The organism is Microbacterium sp. 3J1 (assembly GCF_001049495.1).
Lineage (GTDB): Bacteria > Actinomycetota > Actinomycetes > Actinomycetales > Microbacteriaceae > Microbacterium.
Window position 1 is genome coordinate 280502 of sequence record NZ_CDWI01000014.1, and the last position, 20072, is coordinate 300573.

Here is a 20072-nt window from a genome sequence, read left to right on the forward strand (position 1 = left end):
GCCCTCCCTTCGGCTCAGGCGTGTCCGGCGCGCTCCATTGCGCGAAGCTCCTTCTTGAGGTCCTGCACCTCGTCGCGCAGGCGCCCCGCCAGCTCGAACTTGAGCTCGGAGGCCGCCGCGAGCATCTGGTCGGAGAGGTCCTGGATGGTCGCCTCGAGCTGCTGCGCCCCCTCCGCGGCGATGCCGGTGCGGCGCAGGTTCGGTGTCGGCGACTTGCCCTTGCCGCTGGCCCGTCCTCGTCCCGACATCATGTCGGCCGTGTCCGCGCCTTCTCGGGCGAGCACCTCGGTGATGTCGGCGATCCGCTTGCGCAGCGGCTGCGGATCGATGCCGTGTTCCTTGTTGTAGGCGAGCTGCTTGTCTCGGCGCCGATCGGTCTCCTCGATCGCCTTCGCCATCGAGTCGGTGATCTTGTCGGCGTACATGTGGACTTCGCCGGATACGTTTCGCGCGGCGCGGCCGATGGTCTGGATGAGGGAGGTCCCCGACCGGAGGAAGCCCTCCTTGTCGGCGTCGAGAATCGCCACCAGCGACACCTCCGGCAGGTCGAGACCCTCTCGGAGGAGGTTGATGCCGACGAGGACGTCGTAGACGCCGGCTCTCAGCTCGCTGAGCAGCTCGACGCGCCGCAGCGTGTCGACGTCGGAGTGGAGATAACGCACCCGCACACCGTGCTCGCCCAGGAAGTCGGTGAGCTCTTCGGACATCTTCTTCGTCAGCGTCGTCACGAGCACGCGCTCATCCCGTTCCACGCGGATCCGGATCTCCTCGAGGAGATCATCGATCTGCCCCTTCGAGGGCTTCACGACGATGTGCGGATCGACGAGTCCGGTCGGGCGGATGATCTGCTCGACCACGCCGTCGGCGATACCCATCTCGTACTTCCCGGGAGTCGCCGAGAGATACACGGTCTGACCGATGCGGTTCTTGAATTCGTCCCACCGCAGCGGTCGATTGTCCATCGCGCTCGGCAGACGGAAGCCGTGGTCGACGAGGGTGCGCTTGCGGGAGGCATCACCCTCGTACATCGCGCCGATCTGCGGCACGGTCACGTGCGACTCGTCGATGACGAGCAGGAAATCGTCGGGGAAGAAGTCGAGGAGCGTGTGCGGCGGCTCGCCCGGCATCCGGCCGTCCATGTGCCGAGAGTAGTTCTCGATGCCCGAGCAGAAGCCGAGCTGCTGGAGCATCTCGAGATCGAAGGTCGTGCGCATGCGCAGCCGCTGCGCCTCGAGCAGCTTGCCCTGTCGCTCGAACTCCTTGAGGCGCTCCTCGAGCTCGTGCTCGATGGTGCCGATCGAACGCTGGATCACGTCCGTCCCGGCCACGTAGTGCGACGCGGGGAAGATCGGCACGGAGTCGAGCTTCTCGATCACCTCTCCGGTGAGCGGGTGCAGCGAGTACAGCCCCTCGATCTCATCTCCGAACAGCTCGATGCGGATCGCGTGCTCCTCGTACACCGGGATGATCTCGATGGTGTCGCCGCGGACCCGGAAGTTCCCTCGCGAGAAGTCGACGTCGTTGCGGTTGTACTGCATGGCGATGAACTGGCGGATGAGGGCGTCACGGTCGTACCTCTCCCCCACCTGCAGCGCGACCATCGCGCGCAGATACTCCTCGGGCGCGCCGAGGCCGTAGATGCATGAGACGGTGGAGACCACCACGACGTCGCGTCGGCTGAGGAGCGAGTTCGTCGTCGAGTGCCGCAGACGCTCCACCTCGGCGTTGATCGAGGAGTCCTTCTCGATGAAGGTGTCCGTCTGCGGGACGTAGGCCTCGGGCTGGTAGTAGTCGTAATACGAGACGAAGTACTCGACGGCGTTGTTCGGCATGAGCTCGCGGAACTCGTTCGCCAGCTGAGCCGCCAGGGTCTTGTTGTGAGCGAGGACGAGGGTCGGTCGCTGAACCTGCTCGACCAGCCAGGCCGTGGTCGCCGACTTGCCGGTACCCGTCGCGCCGAGCAGCACGATGTCGGTCTCGCCGGCGTTGATGCGGGCGGCGAGGTCGGCGATGGCCTTCGGCTGGTCGCCGGCGGGCGCGTACTCGCTGATGACCTCGAACGGACGGACGCTGCGGGTGGTCTGCATTCCTCCAGCGTATGCCGGGCCACGGACATCGGGGGCGGTGTCCGTCAGAGCTGCCCACTGGTCGGGATATGATCGGCCACCGACGGACCCGTGTCAGGTGAGCGGCGTCGCGCCCCCGGCGTTCCGCAGCGAGACGAGAGCAACAGCGGCGGCCGTCGCACACAGCGCGACGATCGCGGCCACGAACCACTGCCAGTCTCCGACGCCGAAGACGATCCCCAGCAGCCACCCGAAGAGGCTCGAGCCGGCGTAGTACCCGAAGTAGTACAGGGAAGAGGCCTGGGCCCTCCCCTCCCGCGCGCTCTCGATCGGGACCCAACCCGACGCCACGGCGTGCGCACCGAAGAACCCGGCAGTGAAAAGCAGGAGACCGGCGAGAACGACGACGGTGATCGGCGTGAGCATCGCCGCCGCTCCGGTCACCATCACGACGATGGATCCGAGCAGCACCGGGTACCGCCCGATGCGCGACGCGAGGGACCCTGCCCAGGGCGAGGAGAGCGTCCCGGCGAGGTAGGCGAGGAAGAGGAGCGTGACCAGCCACGCCGGCAGATCGAAAGGAGGCATCGACAGATGGAAGCCGAGGTAGTTGTACACCGCGACGAATGCGCCCATGAGGAGGAATCCCTGCGCGTAGAGAGCCCGCTGCGCGCTCGATCGGAGAGGCGCGAGAAGGCGGGCTCCGACCCCGGTGGGCCCCGCCTCTCGCATGGGGATGAATCCCTGTGCACGCGGCACGAGCCACAGGAAGAGCACTGCGGCGAGGGCGCACATGCCGGCCACCGTCCCCATGCCGAGCCGCCATCCTCCGAGTTCGCCGACGATCCCCGACACGATGCGGCCGAGAAGCCCGCCGACCGTCGTCCCGGCGATGTAGCTGCCCGCCGCTGCAGCCGCACTCCTCGCGCTCACCTCCTCGCTGAGGTAGGCGAGTGCGACGGCCGGCACGGCACCCAGCGCCACCCCCTCGAGCAGTCGGAGCGCGAGCAGCATCTCCATTCCGGCGCTGAGGGGAGCCATGAGACCGAATGCCGTCGCGGTGAGTATCCCGAGCGCCATGGCCGGCACCCGCCCGACACGGTCCGCCACGAGCGACCACGGGATGACGGCCGCAGCGAGTCCCAGCGTCGCGGCCGACACGCTGAGCGCAGCCGTCGCCGGGGAGATGCCGAGACCGTCCGACAGCTGCGGCAGCACGGCCTGCGGCGAGTAGAGCTGCGCGAACGTCGCGATCCCGGCGAAGAACAACCCGACGATCAGACGCCGATACGTCGGCATCCCCGGCGAGTGTCCGGTGAACGTCACCGCGCGCGGATCCGCTCCCAGAGGGCATCCGTCTGAGCGACGGTCTCGTCGAGCGATCCGGAGGTGTCGACCACCTCGTCGGCGATCGCGAGACGACGATCGTCGGGGACCTGGGCGTCGATGCGCGCCTGCGCGGCCTCCTCCGTCATCCCGCGGAGCTCGACGAGTCGGCGCCTGCGCTCAGCGGCGGGTGCATGCGCCACGACGATGAGATCCCACGGGTCGTCGACTCTGGCCTCCACGAGCAGCGGCACGTCGTAGACAACGACGGCGTGCGGGTCGGCGGCCGACGCCTCGGAGAACCGACGCTGCGACTCCTCGCGCACGGCCGGGTGGACGATCGCGTTCAAGCGCGACAGGAGATCCTGGTCTCCGAACACCCGAGCTCCGAGCGCCGCTCGGTCAAGGGACCCGTCGTCCGAGACGACCTCCGATCCGAAGGTCTGCGCGATCTTCTCCAGCACCGGGGTTCCGGGCGCCTGAACATCGCGGACGATCTGATCCGCGTCGACGATCACGGCACCGTGGTCGGCGAGACGCCGGGCGATCGTGGATTTCCCTGATGCGATGCCGCCGGTGAGCGCGATGAGAGGCATGACGTCAGTCTAGGGTTCGGCGGTCGCGGGCTCAGCGCGCGAGAAGCTGCCGTCGCGAGCTGATGACCCCCGTGTCGAATCCGGCGAGGTGGAGCCCGCCGTGGAATCGCGCATGCTCGATCTTGATGCAGCGGTCCATCACGACGGCGAGGCCTGCGGACTCCGCGATGGCCGCCGCATCCTCGTTCCACGACCCCAGCTGCAGCCACAGAGTCTGCGCGCCGGCCTCGATCGCCTCCTGGGCGACACCGGGCAGGTCGTCGTGGCGGCGGAAGACGTCGACGATGTCGGGCGCCACCGGAAGGTCGGCGAGCGAGGCGTAGACCGGTTGGCCGAGGATCTCGGTCTCGCGCGGGTTGACGAGGTAGACCTCGTATCCGGTGCTCGACAGCAGGTAGGTCGCCACGAAGTACGAGGCGCGCGACGGATTGTTGGATGCGCCGACGATCGCGATCGACCTGGCGCGGCGGAGAACCTCGAACCGCTGCTGCGGCCCCGGCCCGGTCCAGCTCCGCTCCGGTTCACGACCGGTGGTCCCTGGCAGGGCGCATGCCGCAGCATCCGCGACCGGAGGCAGTGCGCAGGCGTCTGCCGAGGCGGAGTTCGTCGAGCTCATCGGTCGTGTCCCGTCGCCGTGGTGAGAGCCTGGTCGAGGTCCCAGATGATGTCCTCGGCGTCTTCGAGACCGACCGAGATGCGGATGAGGTCAGGGCGCACGCCGGCTGCGGCGAGCTGCGCCTCGGTCAGCTGCCGATGAGTGGTGGATGCCGGATGGATGACGAGCGTGCGCGCGTCCCCGATATTGGCCAGATGCGAGGCGAGCTGGAGGCTCTCGATCAGCTTCTCCCCCGCCACGCGACCGTCGTCGGAACGCACACCGAACGCGAACACCGATCCGGGTCCGAGCGGCAGGTACTTCGCTGCGCGCTCATGATGCGGATGCCCCTCGAGGCCTGCCCAGGTGACGTACTCCACGCGAGGGTCCGAGGCGAGCCAGTCGGCGACGATCCGGGCGTTAGCCACGTGCGCGTCGATGCGCTGCGGGAGGGTCTCCACTCCCTGGAGCAGGTTGAACGCGGATTGCGGACTCAGCGCGGGGCCGATATCGCGCAGCTGCTCGGTGCGCAGCTTCGTGAGGAACCCGTACTCGCCGAAGTTGTCCCACCACCGGATCCCGCCGTAGGACTCGACGGGCTCGGTCATCTGCGGGAACCGCCCGTTGCCCCAGTCGAAGGTGCCCTTCTCGATCACGACGCCGCCGAGTGTGGTGCCGTGGCCGCCGAGGAACTTCGTGACCGAGTGGATCACGATGTCGGCACCGTGTTCGAGGGGCCGCGCGAGGTACGGCGTGGCCAGCGTCGCGTCCACGACGAGCGGAACGCCGGCCGCGTGCGCGACCTCTGCGAGTCCCTCGATGTCGGCGATCTCCCCCGACGGGTTGCCGATCATCTCTACGTAGACGACCTTGGTCTCCGGGCGTATCGCGGCGGCGTAGTCCGCAGGATCCGTGGAGGCGACGAACGTCGTCTCCACACCGAAGCGCCGCAGCGTGACGTCGAGCTGGGTGACCGTACCGCCGTACAGCTGTGCGGCGGCGACCACGTGGTCTCCGGCACCGACGAGCGCCGCGAACGTGATGAACTCGGCGCTCATGCCGGATGCCGTCGCAACCGCTCCGATCCCGCCCTCGAGCGAGGCGAGCCGCTCCTCCAGCGCGGCGACCGTGGGGTTGCCGATGCGCGAGTAGATGTTGCCGTACTTCTGCAGGGCGAACAGGTTGCCCGCGTCCGCCGCGTCGTCGAACACGAACGACGTCGTCTGGTAGATCGGGACCGCACGAGCGCCCGTGGATGCATCGGGCGTGCCGCCCGCGTGCAGGGCTCGCGTCCTGAATCCGAAGCGATGTTCTTCCGTCATGATGTCCTCAGTTCTGCCTTCTCGAGCACGGCGGCGATGTCCTCCACGGCCCAGGGGTTCTGCAACGACGTCGTGTCGCCGAGCGGTGCGGCGGCGCGACCCGCCCGACGGTCCTGCTCGGCCTCCCACAGCTGCGCGAGCAGCCTGCGCATGATCTTGCCCGACCGTGTCTTCGGCAGATCGGGGACGACCACGATGTGCTTCGGTTTCGCCACCGGACCGATCGCATGCGCGACCTGGCCGCGCAGCGCCGCCGTCGACACGTCGGCACGACCCGAGGGCGTCACGAATGCGACGACCGCCTGCCCGGTGACGGCGTCGGCGACCCCTGCCGTCCCCGCCTCGCCGACGGTGTCGTGCGCGACGAGGGCAGACTCGATCTCGATCGTCGAGAGGCGATGCCCCGACACGTTGACCACGTCGTCGAGTCGGCCGAGGATCCAGATGAATCCGTCGTGGTCACGCGTCGCGCCGTCACCCGCGACGTAGTAGCCGCCCGTGTCACCCTTGCCCGCGTATGCGGACCAGTACGCGTCGCGGTACCGCTGCGGGTCGCCCCAGACAGTGCGCGCCATGCCCGGCCACGGGCGGCGGACGACCAGCGTGCCCGAGCGTCCGGGTACGACCTCGTCGCCGTTCTCGTCCACCACGGCGGCGTCGATCCCCGGCAGCGGGACGGACGCGGAACCCGGCTTGAGCGTCGTCACTCCGGGAAGCGGCGCGATCATCGCGGCGCCGGTCTCGGACTGCCACCAGGTGTCGATCACGGGCAGCTCGTCACGACCGAAGTTGCGCCGGAACCACACCCACGCCTCCGGGTTGATCGCCTCTCCGACGGTGCCGAGCAGCCGCAGCGTCGTGAGGTCGTGACCGGCGGGCAGGTCTGCACCGAACCACGTCATGAAGGTGCGGATCAACGTCGGCGCGGTGTAGTAGACCGTGACGCCGTAGCGCTCGATGATCTCGAGGTGCCGCTCGCGGTTCGGGGTGTCGGGCGTCCCCTCGTAGATGACCTGAGTGAGCCCGTTCGACAGCGGCCCATAGATCTCATACGTGTGCGCCGTGACCCATGCCAGGTCGGCGGTGCACCAGTGCACGTCGTCCGGCTTGGCGTCGAAGTGCGCCCAGTGCGCCCAGCTCGCATGGGTGAGGTAGCCACCGGAGGTGTGGACGAGGCCCTTCGGCCTCCCCGTCGTCCCCGAGGTGTAGATGATGAACAGCGGATGCTCCGCGTCGAACGCCTCCGCGACGTGCTGCGACGAGGCGCGGTCGACGGCCTCGTGCCACCAGACGTCCCGCCCCTCGGTCCATGGCACGTCCTGCCCGGTGCGCCGCAAGACGAGGACGTGCTCGAGGTGGGGCAGATCCGCGGCCGCGACGTCGGCTGTCGTCTTCACCTCGGTCGCGGTCCCGCGGCGGAACTGCCCGTCGCTCGTCACGAGCAGCTTCGCTCCGGTGTCCGTCAGACGGAACCGCACCGCCTCCGCGGAGAACCCGCCGAACACGAGCGAGTGGACGGCGCCGATGCGGGCGCACGCCAGGGTGATGACCACGGTCTCCACGAGCACGGGCAGGTAGATGACGACTCGGTCGCCCGGCTCGATGCCGAGCTCGATCAGTGCGTTCGCGGCACGCGCGACACGGCGCTGCAGATCGGCGTACGTGACCGTGACCCGATCGCCGGGCTCGCCCTCGAAGTGCAGGGCCACCTTGTCGCCGCGGCCGGCCGCGACATGCCGGTCCACGCAGTTGTACGCCACGTTGAGCCGGCCTCCGACGAACCAGCGGGCCGCGGGCACCGCCCCGTCCACGGGTGGATCCCACTCATGGGCCGTGTGCCAGGGCTCCGCCCAGTCGAGCCGCCGAGCCGCGTCCTCCCAGAACGACACCGGGTCCGCCGAGCCACGACCGTAGGCCTCTGCGCTGACATTCGCCCGAGCAGCGTGCCCGGCGGACGCAGGGTAGCTGCGGGTCTCCTGCAGTCGAGCCTCCACGGCGGTCACGCCCACCGCCGGAGCAGATGCTTCTCGATCAGGGCGAGGACGCCGTTCGTGATGGTTCCGAGCACGGCGAGCAGCACGATCGAGAGGAGGATCCGGTCGACGCGTCCGCTGTTCTGCGAGTCCGTGAGGAGGAACCCGAGTCCCATGGACGACGCGATCAGCTCCGCCGCCACGAGGAACAGCCATGCCTGCGCGAGTGCGAGGCGGAGTCCCGCGACCACGGAGGGCACGACGGCCGGCAGCTGGACGGTGCGGAAGAGCGACCAGCCGCGCAGGCTGAACGACCGCCCTGCCTCGACGAGCTGAGGGTCGACGTGCCGCAGGGCGGATGCGACGGTGGTGTACACCGGGAAGAACGCTCCGATGGCGATGAGCGTCACTTTGGATTCTTCGCCGATCTGCATCCAGAGGATGAGCAGCGGCACCCACGCCAGCGACGGCACGGCGCGCACGGCGGCGAGCGTGGGGCTGAGCAGGACGTCGCCGATGCGGGAGAGTCCGACGATGCCGGCCGCGGCGAGCCCGATCACCGACCCGATCGCGAAGCCGAGCAGCACGCGCTGCACGGAGATCGCGATGTGCGTCCAGAGTTCGCCGCGCTCCGCCAGTTCGACCCCGGCAGTGATGACGGTGGCGGGAGCCGGAAGCCGATAGGGCGGGACTGCTCCGGTCGTCGTGACGACCTGCCAGGCGATCAGGATGATCGCGGGGAGCAGGAAGCCACCCAGGACCCGCACGACCGGACGATCCCACGCACGCCGGGCGACGCTCGCCGGATGCCGACGCACGCCCTTGGCGAAGTCGACCGCGTCCTGACTGTCCGCGGGTACGACGTCGCGCTGATCGATGTCCGTCACTCGCCGCTGACCGCCTTCTTCGCGAAGGTGTCGTTCACGATCGATGACAGCGCCTCGTCGACCGCATCCGCACCGCCCTGCACGTCGCCGGACTCGACGAGAACGGGCGCGATCTTCTCGAGCACGGCGATCTGATCATCACCGGGCACACCGCTCACGTCGAGGTTGGAACGCTCCTCGATGACGGTCGTCGCGACCTCGATGTCGATGCCGGCGACCTCGGCGAGCAGCGCGGCGGTCTCCTCCGGGTTCTCCAGCGCCCACTCGCGAGCCTGCTCGTAGGCATCGACGACGGCCTGGGCGAGGTCGGGGTGGTTCTCGATGAAGTCCTCGGTGGCGTTCAGGAAGCCATAGGTGTTGAAGTCGACGTTGCGGTAGATGAGCTGGTCGCCGGATTCGACCTCGGCCGCGGCCATGATGGGGTCGAGGCCGGCCCAGGCGTCGACGGAGCCACCGTCCAGAGCGGCCCGACCGTCGGCGTGCTGGAGGTTCTGCACCTCGACGTCATCGACCGAGAGCCCGGCCTCTTCGAGGGACTGGAGCAGGAAGAAGTACGGATCGGTGCCCTTGGTCGCGGCGACCGACTTGCCCGCGAGGTCCTCGACAGAGGTGATGTCGCTGTCTGGCCCGACGACGATGGCCGACCACTCCGGCTGGGAGTAGATGTCGATCACCTGGATCGGCGACCCGTTCGAGCGGGCCAGCAGCGCCGCCGAGCCCGCCGTCGAGCCGACGTCGATGGACCCCGATCGCAGCAGCTCGTTCGCCTTGTTCGACCCCGCGGACTGCACCCACTCCACGGCGACGTCGTCGCCCAGGATCTCCTCCAGGATGCCCTGGTCGCGGATCACGAGGCTCAGGGGATTGTAGGTGGCGAAGTCGATCGACAGCGTGTCCGACGACCACCCGTCCGCTGCGGCGGAGTCGTCCGGCGTCGAATCGGAGGCGGAGGCGTTCTCCCCCGCGACGCAGCCGGTCGCCAGGAGCATCATCGACCCGGCGAGGGCGATCGCGGGGATGATTCGGCGGGTGATGGTGCTCATCGGTTCTCCTCGGTGGGTACGCGGTGGTGGGTGTCGACGCCGAGTCCCTCGAGAAGCTCGGCGCGGAGGTCTGCGAGGCCGCGATCGGCTCGATCGCGGGGGCGGCTGCCGGGAACGGCGATGGTCTGCGCGATGGATGCGGCATCCGCTCCGGAGCCGTCGCCGAGCGTGCGCAGGAGCAGCACGCGGTCGGCGAGGTAGAGCGCCTCCTCGACGTCATGCGTGACGAGCAGGACGGTGGTCGGCTCGGCCGCATGGATCTTCAGGAGCAGATCGTGCATCCGAAGGCGAGTCAGGGCGTCGAGCGCGCCGAAGGGCTCATCGAGGAGCAGTACCCCGGGGTTCCGGGCGAGCGCGCGCGCGAGCGACGCCCGCTGAGCCATGCCGCCGGAGACCTCGCGGGGCCGCTGATCTGCGGCGTGGTCGAGTCCCACCAGGTGCAGGAGCTCCTCGACCCTGGCTCGCCCTTCCCTGCGTGGCGTCCCCCGAGGCAGTCCGAGCGCGACGTTCTGCGCGAGGGTGCGCCAGGGCAGCAGCCGGGGCTCCTGGAAGGCGACGGCGGTGCGCTCGTCGACATCCGCGACGGCGGTCTCATCGAGACGGATGCTGCCGCGCGTCGGCGTGTCCAGCCCGCCGATCAGCCGAAGCAGCGTCGACTTGCCGCAGCCGGAAGGGCCGACGATGGCGACGATCTCCCCGGCGGCGATCTCCACCTCGATGTCGCGGAGCACGGGCCGGGTGCCTCGTGGCAGCGGGAACGAGCGCTCGACAGACTCGAGTCGCACGGCCTGTGCGGTGCCGGCGCTCTCCCGTGCGCGCGACGGAGCGGGCGCGTTGAGGAGGGAGGTCATGCCCTCATGGTGTCCGAGACAGGGCGGACGTGACCAGCCGCCTCGTAACGTACGGACACGGAACGCGCCGGCTGGATATGCGGAACGGGCCGCCACCTCCGAAGAGGTGACGGCCCGTTCAGGCAGTGATGCTTAGGAGTTGCCGCCAGAGAGCTTCTCGCGCAGAGCCGCGAGAGCCTCGTCGTCCGCCAGCGTGCCGGCGCCTGCGACCTCGCTGGAGAAGGTCTGACCGCCGAAGTCCTCGCCGGCCGCAGCCTCGGCCTCGGCCGCCTTGGTGACCTGAGCCTTGTGCGCCTCCCAGCGAGCCTGGGCTGCAGCGTACTCCTGCTCCCATGCCTCGCGCTGGGCGTCGAAGCCTTCCTTCCACGCACCGGTCTCGGCGTCGAAGCCCTCCGGGTACTTGTACTCGCCGTTCTCGTCGTACTCCGCGACCATGCCGTAGAGGGCCGGGTCGAACTCGGTGCCGTTGGGGTCGACCGACTCGTTGGCCTGCTTGAGCGACAGCGAGATGCGGCGACGCTCGAGGTCGATGTCGATGACCTTGACGAACACCTCTTCGCCGACGGAGACGACCTGCTCGGCCAGCTCGACGTGCTTGCTGGAGAGCTCGGAGATGTGGACGAGGCCCTCGATGCCGTCTGCGACGCGCACGAACGCACCGAACGGGACGAGCTTGGTGACCTTACCCGGCGTGACCTGACCGATCGCGTGGGTGCGGGCGAAGACCTGCCACGGGTCCTCCTGCGTCGCCTTCAGCGACAGGGAGACGCGCTCGCGGTCGAGGTCGACCTCGAGGATCTCGACGGTGACCTCCTGGCCCACCTCGACGACCTCGGAGGCGTGCTCGATGTGCTTCCAGGACAGCTCGGAGACGTGCACGAGGCCGTCCACGCCGCCCAGGTCGACGAACGCACCGAAGTTGACGATCGACGAGACGACACCCTTGCGAACCTGACCCTTGTGCAGGTTGTTGAGGAACGTCGTGCGCGACTCGGACTGCGTCTGCTCGAGCAGGGCGCGGCGCGACAGGACCACGTTGTTGCGGTTCTTGTCGAGCTCGAGGATCTTGGCCTCGATCTCCTGGCCGAGGTACGGCGTGAGGTCCCGGACGCGGCGAAGCTCGATGAGCGAGGCCGGCAGGAAGCCACGGAGGCCGATGTCGACGATGAGGCCACCCTTGACGACCTCGATGACAGTGCCGGTGACGACGCCGTCGTTCTCCTTGATCTTCTCGACGTCTCCCCAGGCACGCTCGTACTGCGCGCGCTTCTTGGAGAGGATCAGACGGCCTTCCTTGTCCTCCTTCTGGAGAACGAGTGCCTCGACCTCGTCGCCGACCTTGACGACCTCGTTGGGGTCGACGTCGTGCTTGATGGAGAGCTCGCGCGAGGGGATGACACCCTCGGTCTTGTATCCGACATCGAGCAGGACCTCGTCGCGGTCGATCTTGACGATCGTGCCCTCGATGATGTCGCCGTCGTTGAAGAACTTCAGGGTCTTCTCGACCGCGGCCAGGAAGTCCTCAGCAGATCCGATGTCGTTGATGGCGACCTGCTTGGTGGCCGGGGCGGTCGTTGCGGTAGTCATGTAGTGGGTTGTCCTTGTTGAATGGAACTCGGGCTGGAGGCACGGGCCGCGCGCGGCCGGATGCATGCTTCTCAGCGATTGGATTGTGGAGTGCTGACACGAGGGCATGCATGTGCACGCCACGAGTGACGGTTAAGGCTATCAGATCCCGGAGTCGTGCGTCAGAGCAGAATGCTGACCCCGGCGCTCCGCGCTGACAGACTGTCGTCATGCCTCGCGCCGACAAGCTGCTCCTGCTCGACACCGCCAGCCTCTACTTCCGCGCTTTCTACGGGGTCCCCGACAAGGTGACGGCGCCGGACGGCTCCCCCATCAACGCGGTGCGCGGCCTGCTCGACATCGTCGCCAAGCTCGTGACACTGTACGAGCCCACCCACGTGATCGCATGCTGGGACGACGACTGGCGACCGCAGTGGCGCGTCGACCTCATCCCCAGCTACAAGGCGCACCGGGTGGTCGAGGTCGTGCCGGCCGGGCCGGACGTCGAGGAGGTCCCGGATCCACTGGAGGCTCAGATCCCCCTCATCCGTCAGACGCTCGGACTCCTCGGCATCCCGATCATCGGCGTCGCCGAGCATGAGGCCGATGACGTGATCGGAACCCTCGCCACGCACGCCACGATGCCCGTCGACATCGTCACGGGCGACCGCGACCTGTTCCAGCTCGTGGACGACGCCCGACAGGTGCGAGTGGTCTACACCGCGCGTGGCATGAGCAATCTCGAGATCGTGACGGATGCCGTGGTCGTGGCCAAGTACGGAGTCCTGCCCGGCCAGTACGCCGATTTCGCGACGATGCGAGGCGACGCCTCGGATGGCCTTCCCGGCGTGGCCGGTGTCGGCGAGAAGACGGCGGCGACACTGCTCAAGGAGCATGGCGATCTGGTCGGCATCCGCGCGGCGGCCGTAGCCGGCGAGGGCATGAGTGCGGGGGTCCGGGCCAAGGTCCTCGCGGCCGACGCCTATCTCGATGTCGCCCCGAAGGTCGTCGCCGTGGCCACCGACCTCGACATCACCGCTCCGACCGAGCCGCTCCGCCCCCTCGACCCGGCGGAGGTCGATGCGGCGACGGCCGTCGCGGACGAGTGGAACCTGGGCACGTCCATGACGCGAGCCATCGCTGCCGTCGCGACGACCGGAGACTGAGAGGAAGGGCTCAGCTCGTCCAGGCCAGCAGCCGCTCGAGTCCCCACGTCGTGACGATGCGGGAAGCGGGAACCCCGAGACGCTCGGCGCGCTCGGCGCCGTGATCCAGCAGCGACAGCTGCCCCGGCGCGTGCGCATCCGAGTCGATGGAGAAGAGGCATCCCGCGGCGAGAGCGATCTCGATCAGGTCGTCAGGCGGGTCCTGCCGCTCCGGGCGCGAGTTGATTTCGACGGCGACCCCGTTCTCGGCACACGCGGCGAACACGGCTGCGGCGTCGAACTGCGATTCCGGGCGGGTGCCGCGTTCCCCCTGGACGAGCCGCCCTGTGCAGTGCCCCAGGACGTTGACGCGCGGGTGCGAGACCGCGGCGATCATCCGGGCCGTCATCGGACGGGAGTCCATGCGGAGCTTGGAGTGCACGGAGGCCACGACGATGTCCAGCTCCCCGAGGAGGGAATCGTCCTGGTCGAGGGCGCCGTCCTCGAGGATGTCGACCTCGATCCCGGCGAGCAGCGTGAGACCGTCTCCCGACTCCGCCCTGACGAGGGGCATCTGCTCGCGGAGGCGCTCGGCCGACAGACCGCGGGCCACGCGCAGCCGCGGGGAGTGATCGGTGATCGCCTGGTACTCGTGACCGAGCGCGCGCGCCGCGGCTGCCATCACCGGGATCGGCGTGGTTCCGTCCGACCAGTCGGTGTGGGCGTGCAGATCGCCGCGCAGCTTGCCGCGGAGGGCGGAGACGATCTCCGGCTCCACCTCGCCGCGCAGTTCGACGAGGTAGTCGGGCGTCTCCCCTGCCTGCGCCTGCCGGATCACGGCGAAGGTGGATTCCCCGATCCCCTTCGCGGCGCGCAGCCGCGTCGGGTCGTCCCGTACGTCGTCGGGCAGCTGCTGCAGAGTCGCCGCGGCCTGACGGAACGCCTTCGCCCGGTAGCGCGACGCGCGTTCACGCTCGAGGAGCGAGGCGATCTCGAGCAGTGCGGCGACGGCGTCCATGGCTCCTCCTATGCGGTGGCCAGCTCGCGGCTGACGCCGATCCACTCGTCGAGCTTCGCCGCCGCGCGACCGTCGTCGACCGCGGCCGAGGCTCGCTCATATCCTTCGCGCAGCCGCTCGAGGATCGGGCGCTGCACCTGAGTCGCATCCTGCGACAGCTCGAACGCCACGATGCCGGCGGCCGCGTTGAGCAGGACGATGTCACGCACCGCGCCGGTCTCTCCGGCGAGGGTGCGCCGGAGTATGTCGGCGTTGTGCTCCGGAGACCCGCCGATGAGGTCGGCCAGGTCGGCGATCGGGATCCCGAGATCGCGCGGATCGAGGTCGTGCTCGTGGATGTCCCCGCGTGTGACCTCCCAGATCCTGCTGTGGCCCGTGGTCGTGAGCTCGTCGAGACCGTCGTCGCCGCGGAAGACGAGAGCGGTCGCACCCCGAGTTCGGAACACGCCCGTGATGAGGGGGACGCGTTCCATCTGCGCGACGCCGACCGCGTTGGCCTCTGCGCGGGCCGGATTGCAGAGCGGGCCGAGCATGTTGAAGACGGTGGGGACCCCGAGCTGCGCGCGCACGGCTCCCGCGTGCTTGAAGCCGGGGTGGAACGCTCCGGCCCAGGCGAACGTGATCCCCGTGCGGTCGAGGATGGAGGAGACGGATGCCGGGTCCAGGGTCAGCTCCAGGCCCAGGGCACTGAGCACATCGGACGACCCGGACGACGAGCTCGCCGCGCGGTTGCCGTGCTTGACCACCGGGATGCCGGTGGCCCCGATGATGACGGCCGCGGTGGTCGAGACGTTGACCGTGCCGACCCGGTCTCCTCCGGTGCCGACGATGTCGAGCACGTTGGGCGACACCGGCAGCGGCACGGCGGCCTCGAGGATTGCGTCGCGGAATCCCACGATCTCGTCGATCGTCTCTCCCTTGGCGCGCAGCGCCACCAGGAATCCGGCGAGCTGGGCCTCGGTGACGTCGCCGCGCATGATCTGCCGCATGGCCCAGGTCGATTCCCAGACGCTGAGATCGCGACGCTCCAGAAGTGTGGTGAGCAGATCGGACCAGGTCAGGGAATCAGCCATGTGTGCGATCCTATCGGCGTCGAGAAAACGTGCAGATCGTTGCGCGCGCGAGACCGGCTGGGCGGCATCCCCTGTTTCCCGCGGATTCACCGAGGATTCGCAGTGTTTTCTTAGGGTCCCCTAAGTCGCTGCACGTCGAATCGACGGCCCGCGGTGCGAGAATCATGCCCGCGGATCGGCCATAATGGAGGGGTGACGACCTCAGCGACGTATGCCCCGGCGGCAAGAACGATCAAGCGCCCCAATCCGGTAGCTGTCGGCACCATTGTGTGGCTCGGCAGCGAGGTGATGTTCTTCGCGGGACTCTTCGCGATCTACTTCACGCTCCGCAGCACCTCCCCCGAGCTCTGGGCCGACCGCACCGAACTGCTGAACGTACCGTTCGCGTTCGTCAACACCGCGATCCTCGTGCTCTCGTCGTTCACCTGCCAGATGGGCGTGTTCGCCGCAGAGGACCTGCAGCCGTACCGCATCGCCAAGGGGCAGAAGAACGGCGCCGGTCGTCGTCGCCTCTTCGGCTGGGGCATGGTCGAGTGGTTCTTCCTGACCTTCGCGCTCGGTGCCATCTTCGTCTCCGGCCAGGTCTGGGAGTATGCGCAGCTCGTCGCTGAGGGCATGCCGATCAGCGCCGACTCGTACGCCTCGGCGTTCTACATCACCACCGGCTTCCACGCGCTGCACGTCACCGGCGGTCTCATCGCGTTCCTGCTGGTGATCGGACGCGCATACGCCGTCAAGAATTTCCGGCACAAGGAGGCGACCTCCTCGATCGTGGTGTCCTATTACTGGCACTTCGTCGACGTCGTCTGGATCGTGCTGTTCGTCGTTATCTACTTCCTGAAATAAGAGCGGAGCTGATCCCCGAGATGGCACGAGAGAAGAAGCGCCGTTCGAACGGCCGACGCAGCCCACTGGCCGCGGCGGCACTCATCGGAGCAGGCCTCATGATCACCGGCGCCGTGTACGCCGGCGCGTCCGCGGCGTTCGCGGCGACCGACACCCCGACGGCTGCGGAGACGACGCTCACGGTCGAGGACGGCGAGAAGCTGTTCACGGCCAACTGCGCCACCTGCCATGGCCTCGACCTGCAGGGCACCCCCAACGGCCCCAGCCTCTACGGCGTGGGCGAGCTCGCGGTCGAGTTCCAGGTCTCGACCGGCCGCATGCCGCTGCAGATGCAGGGGCCGCAGGCCCCCCAGAAGGAGCCGCAGTTCACCGAGGAGCAGATCCTCGCGATGGCCTCCTACGTGCAGTCCGAGGCCCCCGGCCCCACCTTCCCCGCTGACGAGATCCTCGACGGCGAGGGCGACGTGGCACACGGCGCCGAGCTCTTCCGCGTCAACTGCGCGATGTGCCACAACGTGGCCGCCGCCGGTGGAGCGCTCACGGAGGGCAAGTACGCCCCCGCCATCACGGAGACGAGCGCTCTGCACATCTATGCAGCCATGGTCACCGGCCCCCAGAACATGCCCGTCTTCGGCGACATGAACCTGTCGGACGAGGACAAGCGCGACATCATCTCGGCGCTGCTCTTCCAGCAGCAGTCCGTGCAGGTCGGCGGGTTCTCGCTCGGTTCGCTCGGTCCGGTCTCCGAGGGCCTGTTCGCCTGGATCTTCGGAATCGGCGCGCTTGTCGCGATCACCGTGTGGATCACGGCGAAGTCCAACTGACGCTTAATCATCGAAGAGGAACGTACGAGGAGCACCATGGCACACGACGACGACTCGCAGGCTCTTGACAGGGCCTACCAGCCCTCTCCGGGGCTGGGTGTCGCAGTCAGCGATCCCGTGCAGAACCCCGGGCTGCCGCCGCACCGCGAGCGGATGACCGACAAGGACCCGCGTGCCGAGAAGGCTGCGGAGCGCACGGTCTACACCCTGTTCTACCTCTCGCTGGCCGGTAGCATCTGGGCGGTCGCCGCCTACATGCTCTTCCCGATCGAGAGCGGCGCTCTCATCGACATCCGCCAGAACAACCTCTTCATCGGTCTGGGCATCTCGCTCGCGCTGCTCGCCATCGGCATCGGTGCGATCCACTGGTCCAAGGCTCTGATGAGCGACAAGGAGCACATCGAGTACCGCCACCCCACCCGTGGCAAGGACTCGACCCGCGAGGCGGCGGTCAACGCTTTCTCCGCCGCCAATGAGGAGTCCGGATTCGGGCGCCGTACGATGATCCGCAACTCGCTGTTCGCAGCGATCGTCGCCTCGATCATCCCGGGTGTCACGCTGTTCCGCGGCCTCGCGCCGCACAGCACCCCGGACGACCCCACGGCGGGCGACCCGGTGGTTCTGCTCAAGCACACGATGTGGGAGAAGGGCGCTCGCCTCGTCCGCGACCCCGACGGGACGCCGATCCGCGCTGCGGACGTCACCCTCGGCTCCGCCTTCCACGTCATCCCGGAGGAGCTCGCGGAGCTCAGCCACCACGACGGCTACCTCGAGGAGAAGGCCAAGGCCATCGTCCTGATGATGCGCCTGCGTCCCGAGCAGCTCGTCGAGGCTGAGGACCGCAAGGACTGGTCGTACGACGGCATCGTCGCGTACTCGAAGGTCTGCACGCACGTCGGCTGCCCCGTGGCCCTGTACGAGCAGCAGACGCACCACCTCCTCTGCCCCTGCCACCAGTCGCAGTTCGATGTGACGGATCACGCCAAGGTCATCTTCGGCCCGGCTGCGCGACCGCTGCCTCAGCTGCCCATCACCGTCGACGACGAGGGCTACCTCGTCGCACGCAGTGACTTCACCGAGCCCGTCGGCCCGAGCTTCTGGGAGCGCCATTGAGCACCGCAACGCTGTCCAAAGAGGACAAGGACACCAAGGCGCCTCTCGGCGGCCGCTTCGTCGGCGCCGCGTCGAACTACATCGATGAGCGCACCAGCCTCTCCGGCTTCGTCAAGGAGCTCGGCCGCAAGATCTTCCCCGACCACTGGTCGTTCATGCTGGGTGAGATCGCGCTGTGGAGCTTCGTGGTCGTGTTCCTCTCCGGAACCTTCCTGACGTTCTTCTTCGAGGCCTCCATGGTCGAGACGCACTACACGGGTGCCTATGCCCCGATGCGCGGCATCGCGATGTCGGCCGCCCTCGAGTCGTCGCTGAACATCTCGTTCGATCTCCGTGGCGGACTCCTGGTTCGCCAGATCCACCACTGGGCCGCGCTGGTCTTCATCGCCGGCATCGGCGTGCACATGCTGCGCGTCTTCTTCACCGGTGCCTTCCGCAAGCCGCGTGAGCTGAACTGGGTGATCGGCTTCGTACTGTTCATCCTCGCGATGGCCGAGGGCTTCACCGGCTACTCGCTCCCCGACGACCTCCTGTCGGGCAACGGCCTGCGCATCATCGACGGCATGATCAAGGGAATCCCCCTGATCGGAACCTGGACCTCCTTCATGCTGTTCGGCGGGGAGTTCCCCGGCACAGCGATCGTCGGTCGCCTGTACACGCTGCACATCCTGCTGCTGCCGCTGCTGGTCATCGGCCTCATCGTCGTGCACCTGATGCTCATGATCGTCAACAAGCACACGCAGTTCGCCGGCCCGGGCCGAACGAACGAGAACGTCGTGGGCTACCCGATGATGCCGGTCTACATGTCGAAGATGGGCGGCTACCTGTTCATCGTGTTCGGCGTGATCGTGCTGATCGCGACGTTCTTCCAGATCAACCCGATCTGGAACTACGGTCCCTACGACCCCTCCCCCGTGTCCGCCGGTACCCAGCCCGACTGGTACATCGGCTTCGCGGACGGGGCGCTGCGACTCGCACCGTCGAACCTCGACATCGTGTTCCTCGACCGCACGTGGTCGTTCGGCATCCTGCTGCCTCTCGTCGTGCTCGGTCTGTTCATCGTCGTGGTCGCGATCTATCCCTTCCTCGAGGCGTGGATCACCGGTGACAAGCGCGAGCACCACATCGCTCAGCGCCCGCGCAACGCCGCGACGCGCACGGCGATCGGCGCTGCCGGCGTCATCTTCTACGCGGTCCTGTGGGCTGCTGCCTCGTCTGACCTCATCGCGACGCACTTCATGCTCACGATGGAGGGCGTGATCCACACCCTCCAGGCTCTGCTCTTCATCGGCCCGGTGCTCGGCTACTTCGTCACCAAGCGCATCGCGCTCGCTCTGCAGAAGAAGGACCGCGAGATCGTCCTGCACGGTTTCGAGTCGGGTCGCATCGTCCGCCTTCCCGGAGGCGAGTTCATCGAGGTGCACCAGCCGGTCGACAAGTACGACCGGTGGAAGCTCATCGATCACGACGGCTACGAGCCCCTCGTCGTGCGACCGAACGCCAAGGGACGGATCTCCTGGACGCAGAACCTGCGATCCTCGGTCTCCCGCTGGTTCTACGAGGATCGTCTCGCTCCGCTCACGCAGGCCGAGGTCGCGGCTGCCGATGCGCACCAGCACCACGTGCTCGCACAGGACGAGGAGATCGAGCTCGCCGAGATCCAGGGTGCACACGAGCGCGCCGGGTTCCCTGACGCTCCTCTGACGGCCGACGAGACGCACGTGGACGAGACGCCCAACACTCCCAGCACGGTCATCTCGACCGAGCCGGTGAAGCGGCCTCGCAACAAGAAGTCGGAAGACGACGCCTGATCCAGGCCGACTCCCTG

General features: G+C 68.1%; 17 protein-coding genes. 5 read left to right on the forward strand and 12 right to left on the reverse strand.

The window, feature by feature from the left end:
• Window positions 1–14 precede the first annotated feature (14 nt).
• The 10 genes from uvrB to rpsA all read right to left on the reverse strand — a co-directional run bounded on the left by uvrB (window position 15) and on the right by rpsA (window position 12246).
• Window positions 15–2087: an excinuclease ABC subunit UvrB gene (uvrB, locus tag BN2660_RS15780; protein ID WP_091234501.1), complete on the reverse strand. Its 2073-nt coding sequence runs from the start codon at window positions 2085–2087 to the stop codon at window positions 15–17.
• A gap of 93 nt (window positions 2088–2180) precedes the next feature.
• The gene (locus BN2660_RS15785) at window positions 2181–3392 is read right to left on the reverse strand and encodes an MFS transporter (protein ID WP_091234504.1); all 1212 of its coding nucleotides are present in this window, start codon (window positions 3390–3392) and stop codon (window positions 2181–2183) included.
• The gene (gene coaE / locus BN2660_RS15790) at window positions 3389–3988 is read right to left on the reverse strand and encodes a dephospho-CoA kinase (RefSeq protein WP_091234507.1); all 600 of its coding nucleotides are present in this window, start codon (window positions 3986–3988) and stop codon (window positions 3389–3391) included. The genes BN2660_RS15785 and coaE overlap by 4 nt, the downstream gene beginning before the upstream one ends.
• Before the next feature lie 31 nt (window positions 3989–4019).
• A complete protein-coding gene (locus BN2660_RS15795) occupies window positions 4020–4604 on the reverse strand; it encodes a CoA-binding protein (protein WP_255305220.1) in 585 nt (194 codons plus the stop codon).
• Window positions 4601–5905 carry an O-acetylhomoserine aminocarboxypropyltransferase/cysteine synthase family protein gene (locus BN2660_RS15800; protein ID WP_091234510.1) on the reverse strand — a complete coding sequence of 435 codons (1305 nt, stop codon included), beginning with the start codon at window positions 5903–5905 and terminating at the stop codon, window positions 4601–4603. The genes BN2660_RS15795 and BN2660_RS15800 overlap by 4 nt, the downstream gene beginning before the upstream one ends.
• On the reverse strand, window positions 5902–7914 hold the full coding sequence (acs, locus tag BN2660_RS15805; RefSeq protein WP_091234512.1) for an acetate--CoA ligase: 2013 nt from the start codon (window positions 7912–7914) through the stop codon (window positions 5902–5904). Before acs ends, BN2660_RS15800 begins: the two co-directional genes overlap by 4 nt.
• Entirely contained in the window at window positions 7905–8765 is an 861-nt protein-coding gene (locus BN2660_RS15810) for an ABC transporter permease (protein ID WP_091234515.1), read from the reverse strand. The genes acs and BN2660_RS15810 overlap by 10 nt, the downstream gene beginning before the upstream one ends.
• A complete protein-coding gene (locus BN2660_RS15815; RefSeq protein ID WP_091234518.1) occupies window positions 8762–9808 on the reverse strand; it encodes an aliphatic sulfonate ABC transporter substrate-binding protein in 1047 nt (348 codons plus the stop codon). Before BN2660_RS15815 ends, BN2660_RS15810 begins: the two co-directional genes overlap by 4 nt.
• The gene (locus tag BN2660_RS15820; RefSeq protein ID WP_091234523.1) at window positions 9805–10659 is read right to left on the reverse strand and encodes an ABC transporter ATP-binding protein; all 855 of its coding nucleotides are present in this window, start codon (window positions 10657–10659) and stop codon (window positions 9805–9807) included. The genes BN2660_RS15815 and BN2660_RS15820 overlap by 4 nt, the downstream gene beginning before the upstream one ends.
• 132 nt (window positions 10660–10791) lie before the next feature.
• Window positions 10792–12246, reverse strand: a complete 1455-nt coding sequence (gene rpsA / locus BN2660_RS15825) for a 30S ribosomal protein S1 (protein ID WP_091234527.1) — start codon at window positions 12244–12246, stop codon at window positions 10792–10794.
• A 209-nt stretch (window positions 12247–12455) separates the two neighbouring features.
• Here rpsA and BN2660_RS15830 point away from each other — a divergent pair, with 209 nt between their 5' ends.
• Window positions 12456–13391, forward strand: a complete 936-nt coding sequence (locus BN2660_RS15830) for a 5'-3' exonuclease (RefSeq protein WP_091234531.1) — start codon at window positions 12456–12458, stop codon at window positions 13389–13391.
• Window positions 13392–13401: 10 nt separating this feature from the next.
• Here the strand turns inward: BN2660_RS15830 and BN2660_RS15835 are convergent, their stop codons facing one another.
• Both BN2660_RS15835 and trpD read right to left on the reverse strand, forming a co-directional pair.
• The gene (locus BN2660_RS15835; RefSeq protein ID WP_091234534.1) at window positions 13402–14388 is read right to left on the reverse strand and encodes a PHP domain-containing protein; all 987 of its coding nucleotides are present in this window, start codon (window positions 14386–14388) and stop codon (window positions 13402–13404) included.
• A gap of 8 nt (window positions 14389–14396) precedes the next feature.
• On the reverse strand, window positions 14397–15461 hold the full coding sequence (gene trpD, locus BN2660_RS15840) for an anthranilate phosphoribosyltransferase (protein ID WP_091234537.1): 1065 nt from the start codon (window positions 15459–15461) through the stop codon (window positions 14397–14399).
• 192 nt (window positions 15462–15653) lie between these two features.
• Between trpD and BN2660_RS15845 the strand changes: the two genes are divergently transcribed.
• Genes BN2660_RS15845 through BN2660_RS15860 form a run of 4 tightly spaced genes read left to right on the forward strand, consistent with a single transcriptional unit; the run spans window position 15654 to window position 20055 of the window.
• Window positions 15654–16307 carry an aa3-type cytochrome oxidase subunit III gene (locus BN2660_RS15845; protein ID WP_091234540.1) on the forward strand — a complete coding sequence of 218 codons (654 nt, stop codon included), beginning with the start codon at window positions 15654–15656 and terminating at the stop codon, window positions 16305–16307.
• Between the two features lie 20 nt (window positions 16308–16327).
• Window positions 16328–17131 (forward strand): cytochrome bc1 complex diheme cytochrome c subunit, encoded by an 804-nt coding sequence (locus tag BN2660_RS15850; protein ID WP_091234543.1) that lies wholly within the window; start codon window positions 16328–16330, stop codon window positions 17129–17131.
• A gap of 36 nt (window positions 17132–17167) precedes the next feature.
• Window positions 17168–18244 carry a cytochrome bc1 complex Rieske iron-sulfur subunit gene (locus tag BN2660_RS15855; RefSeq protein WP_091234546.1) on the forward strand — a complete coding sequence of 359 codons (1077 nt, stop codon included), beginning with the start codon at window positions 17168–17170 and terminating at the stop codon, window positions 18242–18244.
• A complete protein-coding gene (locus BN2660_RS15860) occupies window positions 18241–20055 on the forward strand; it encodes a cytochrome bc1 complex cytochrome b subunit (RefSeq protein ID WP_091234549.1) in 1815 nt (604 codons plus the stop codon). Before BN2660_RS15855 ends, BN2660_RS15860 begins: the two co-directional genes overlap by 4 nt.
• Window positions 20056–20072 lie beyond the last annotated feature (17 nt).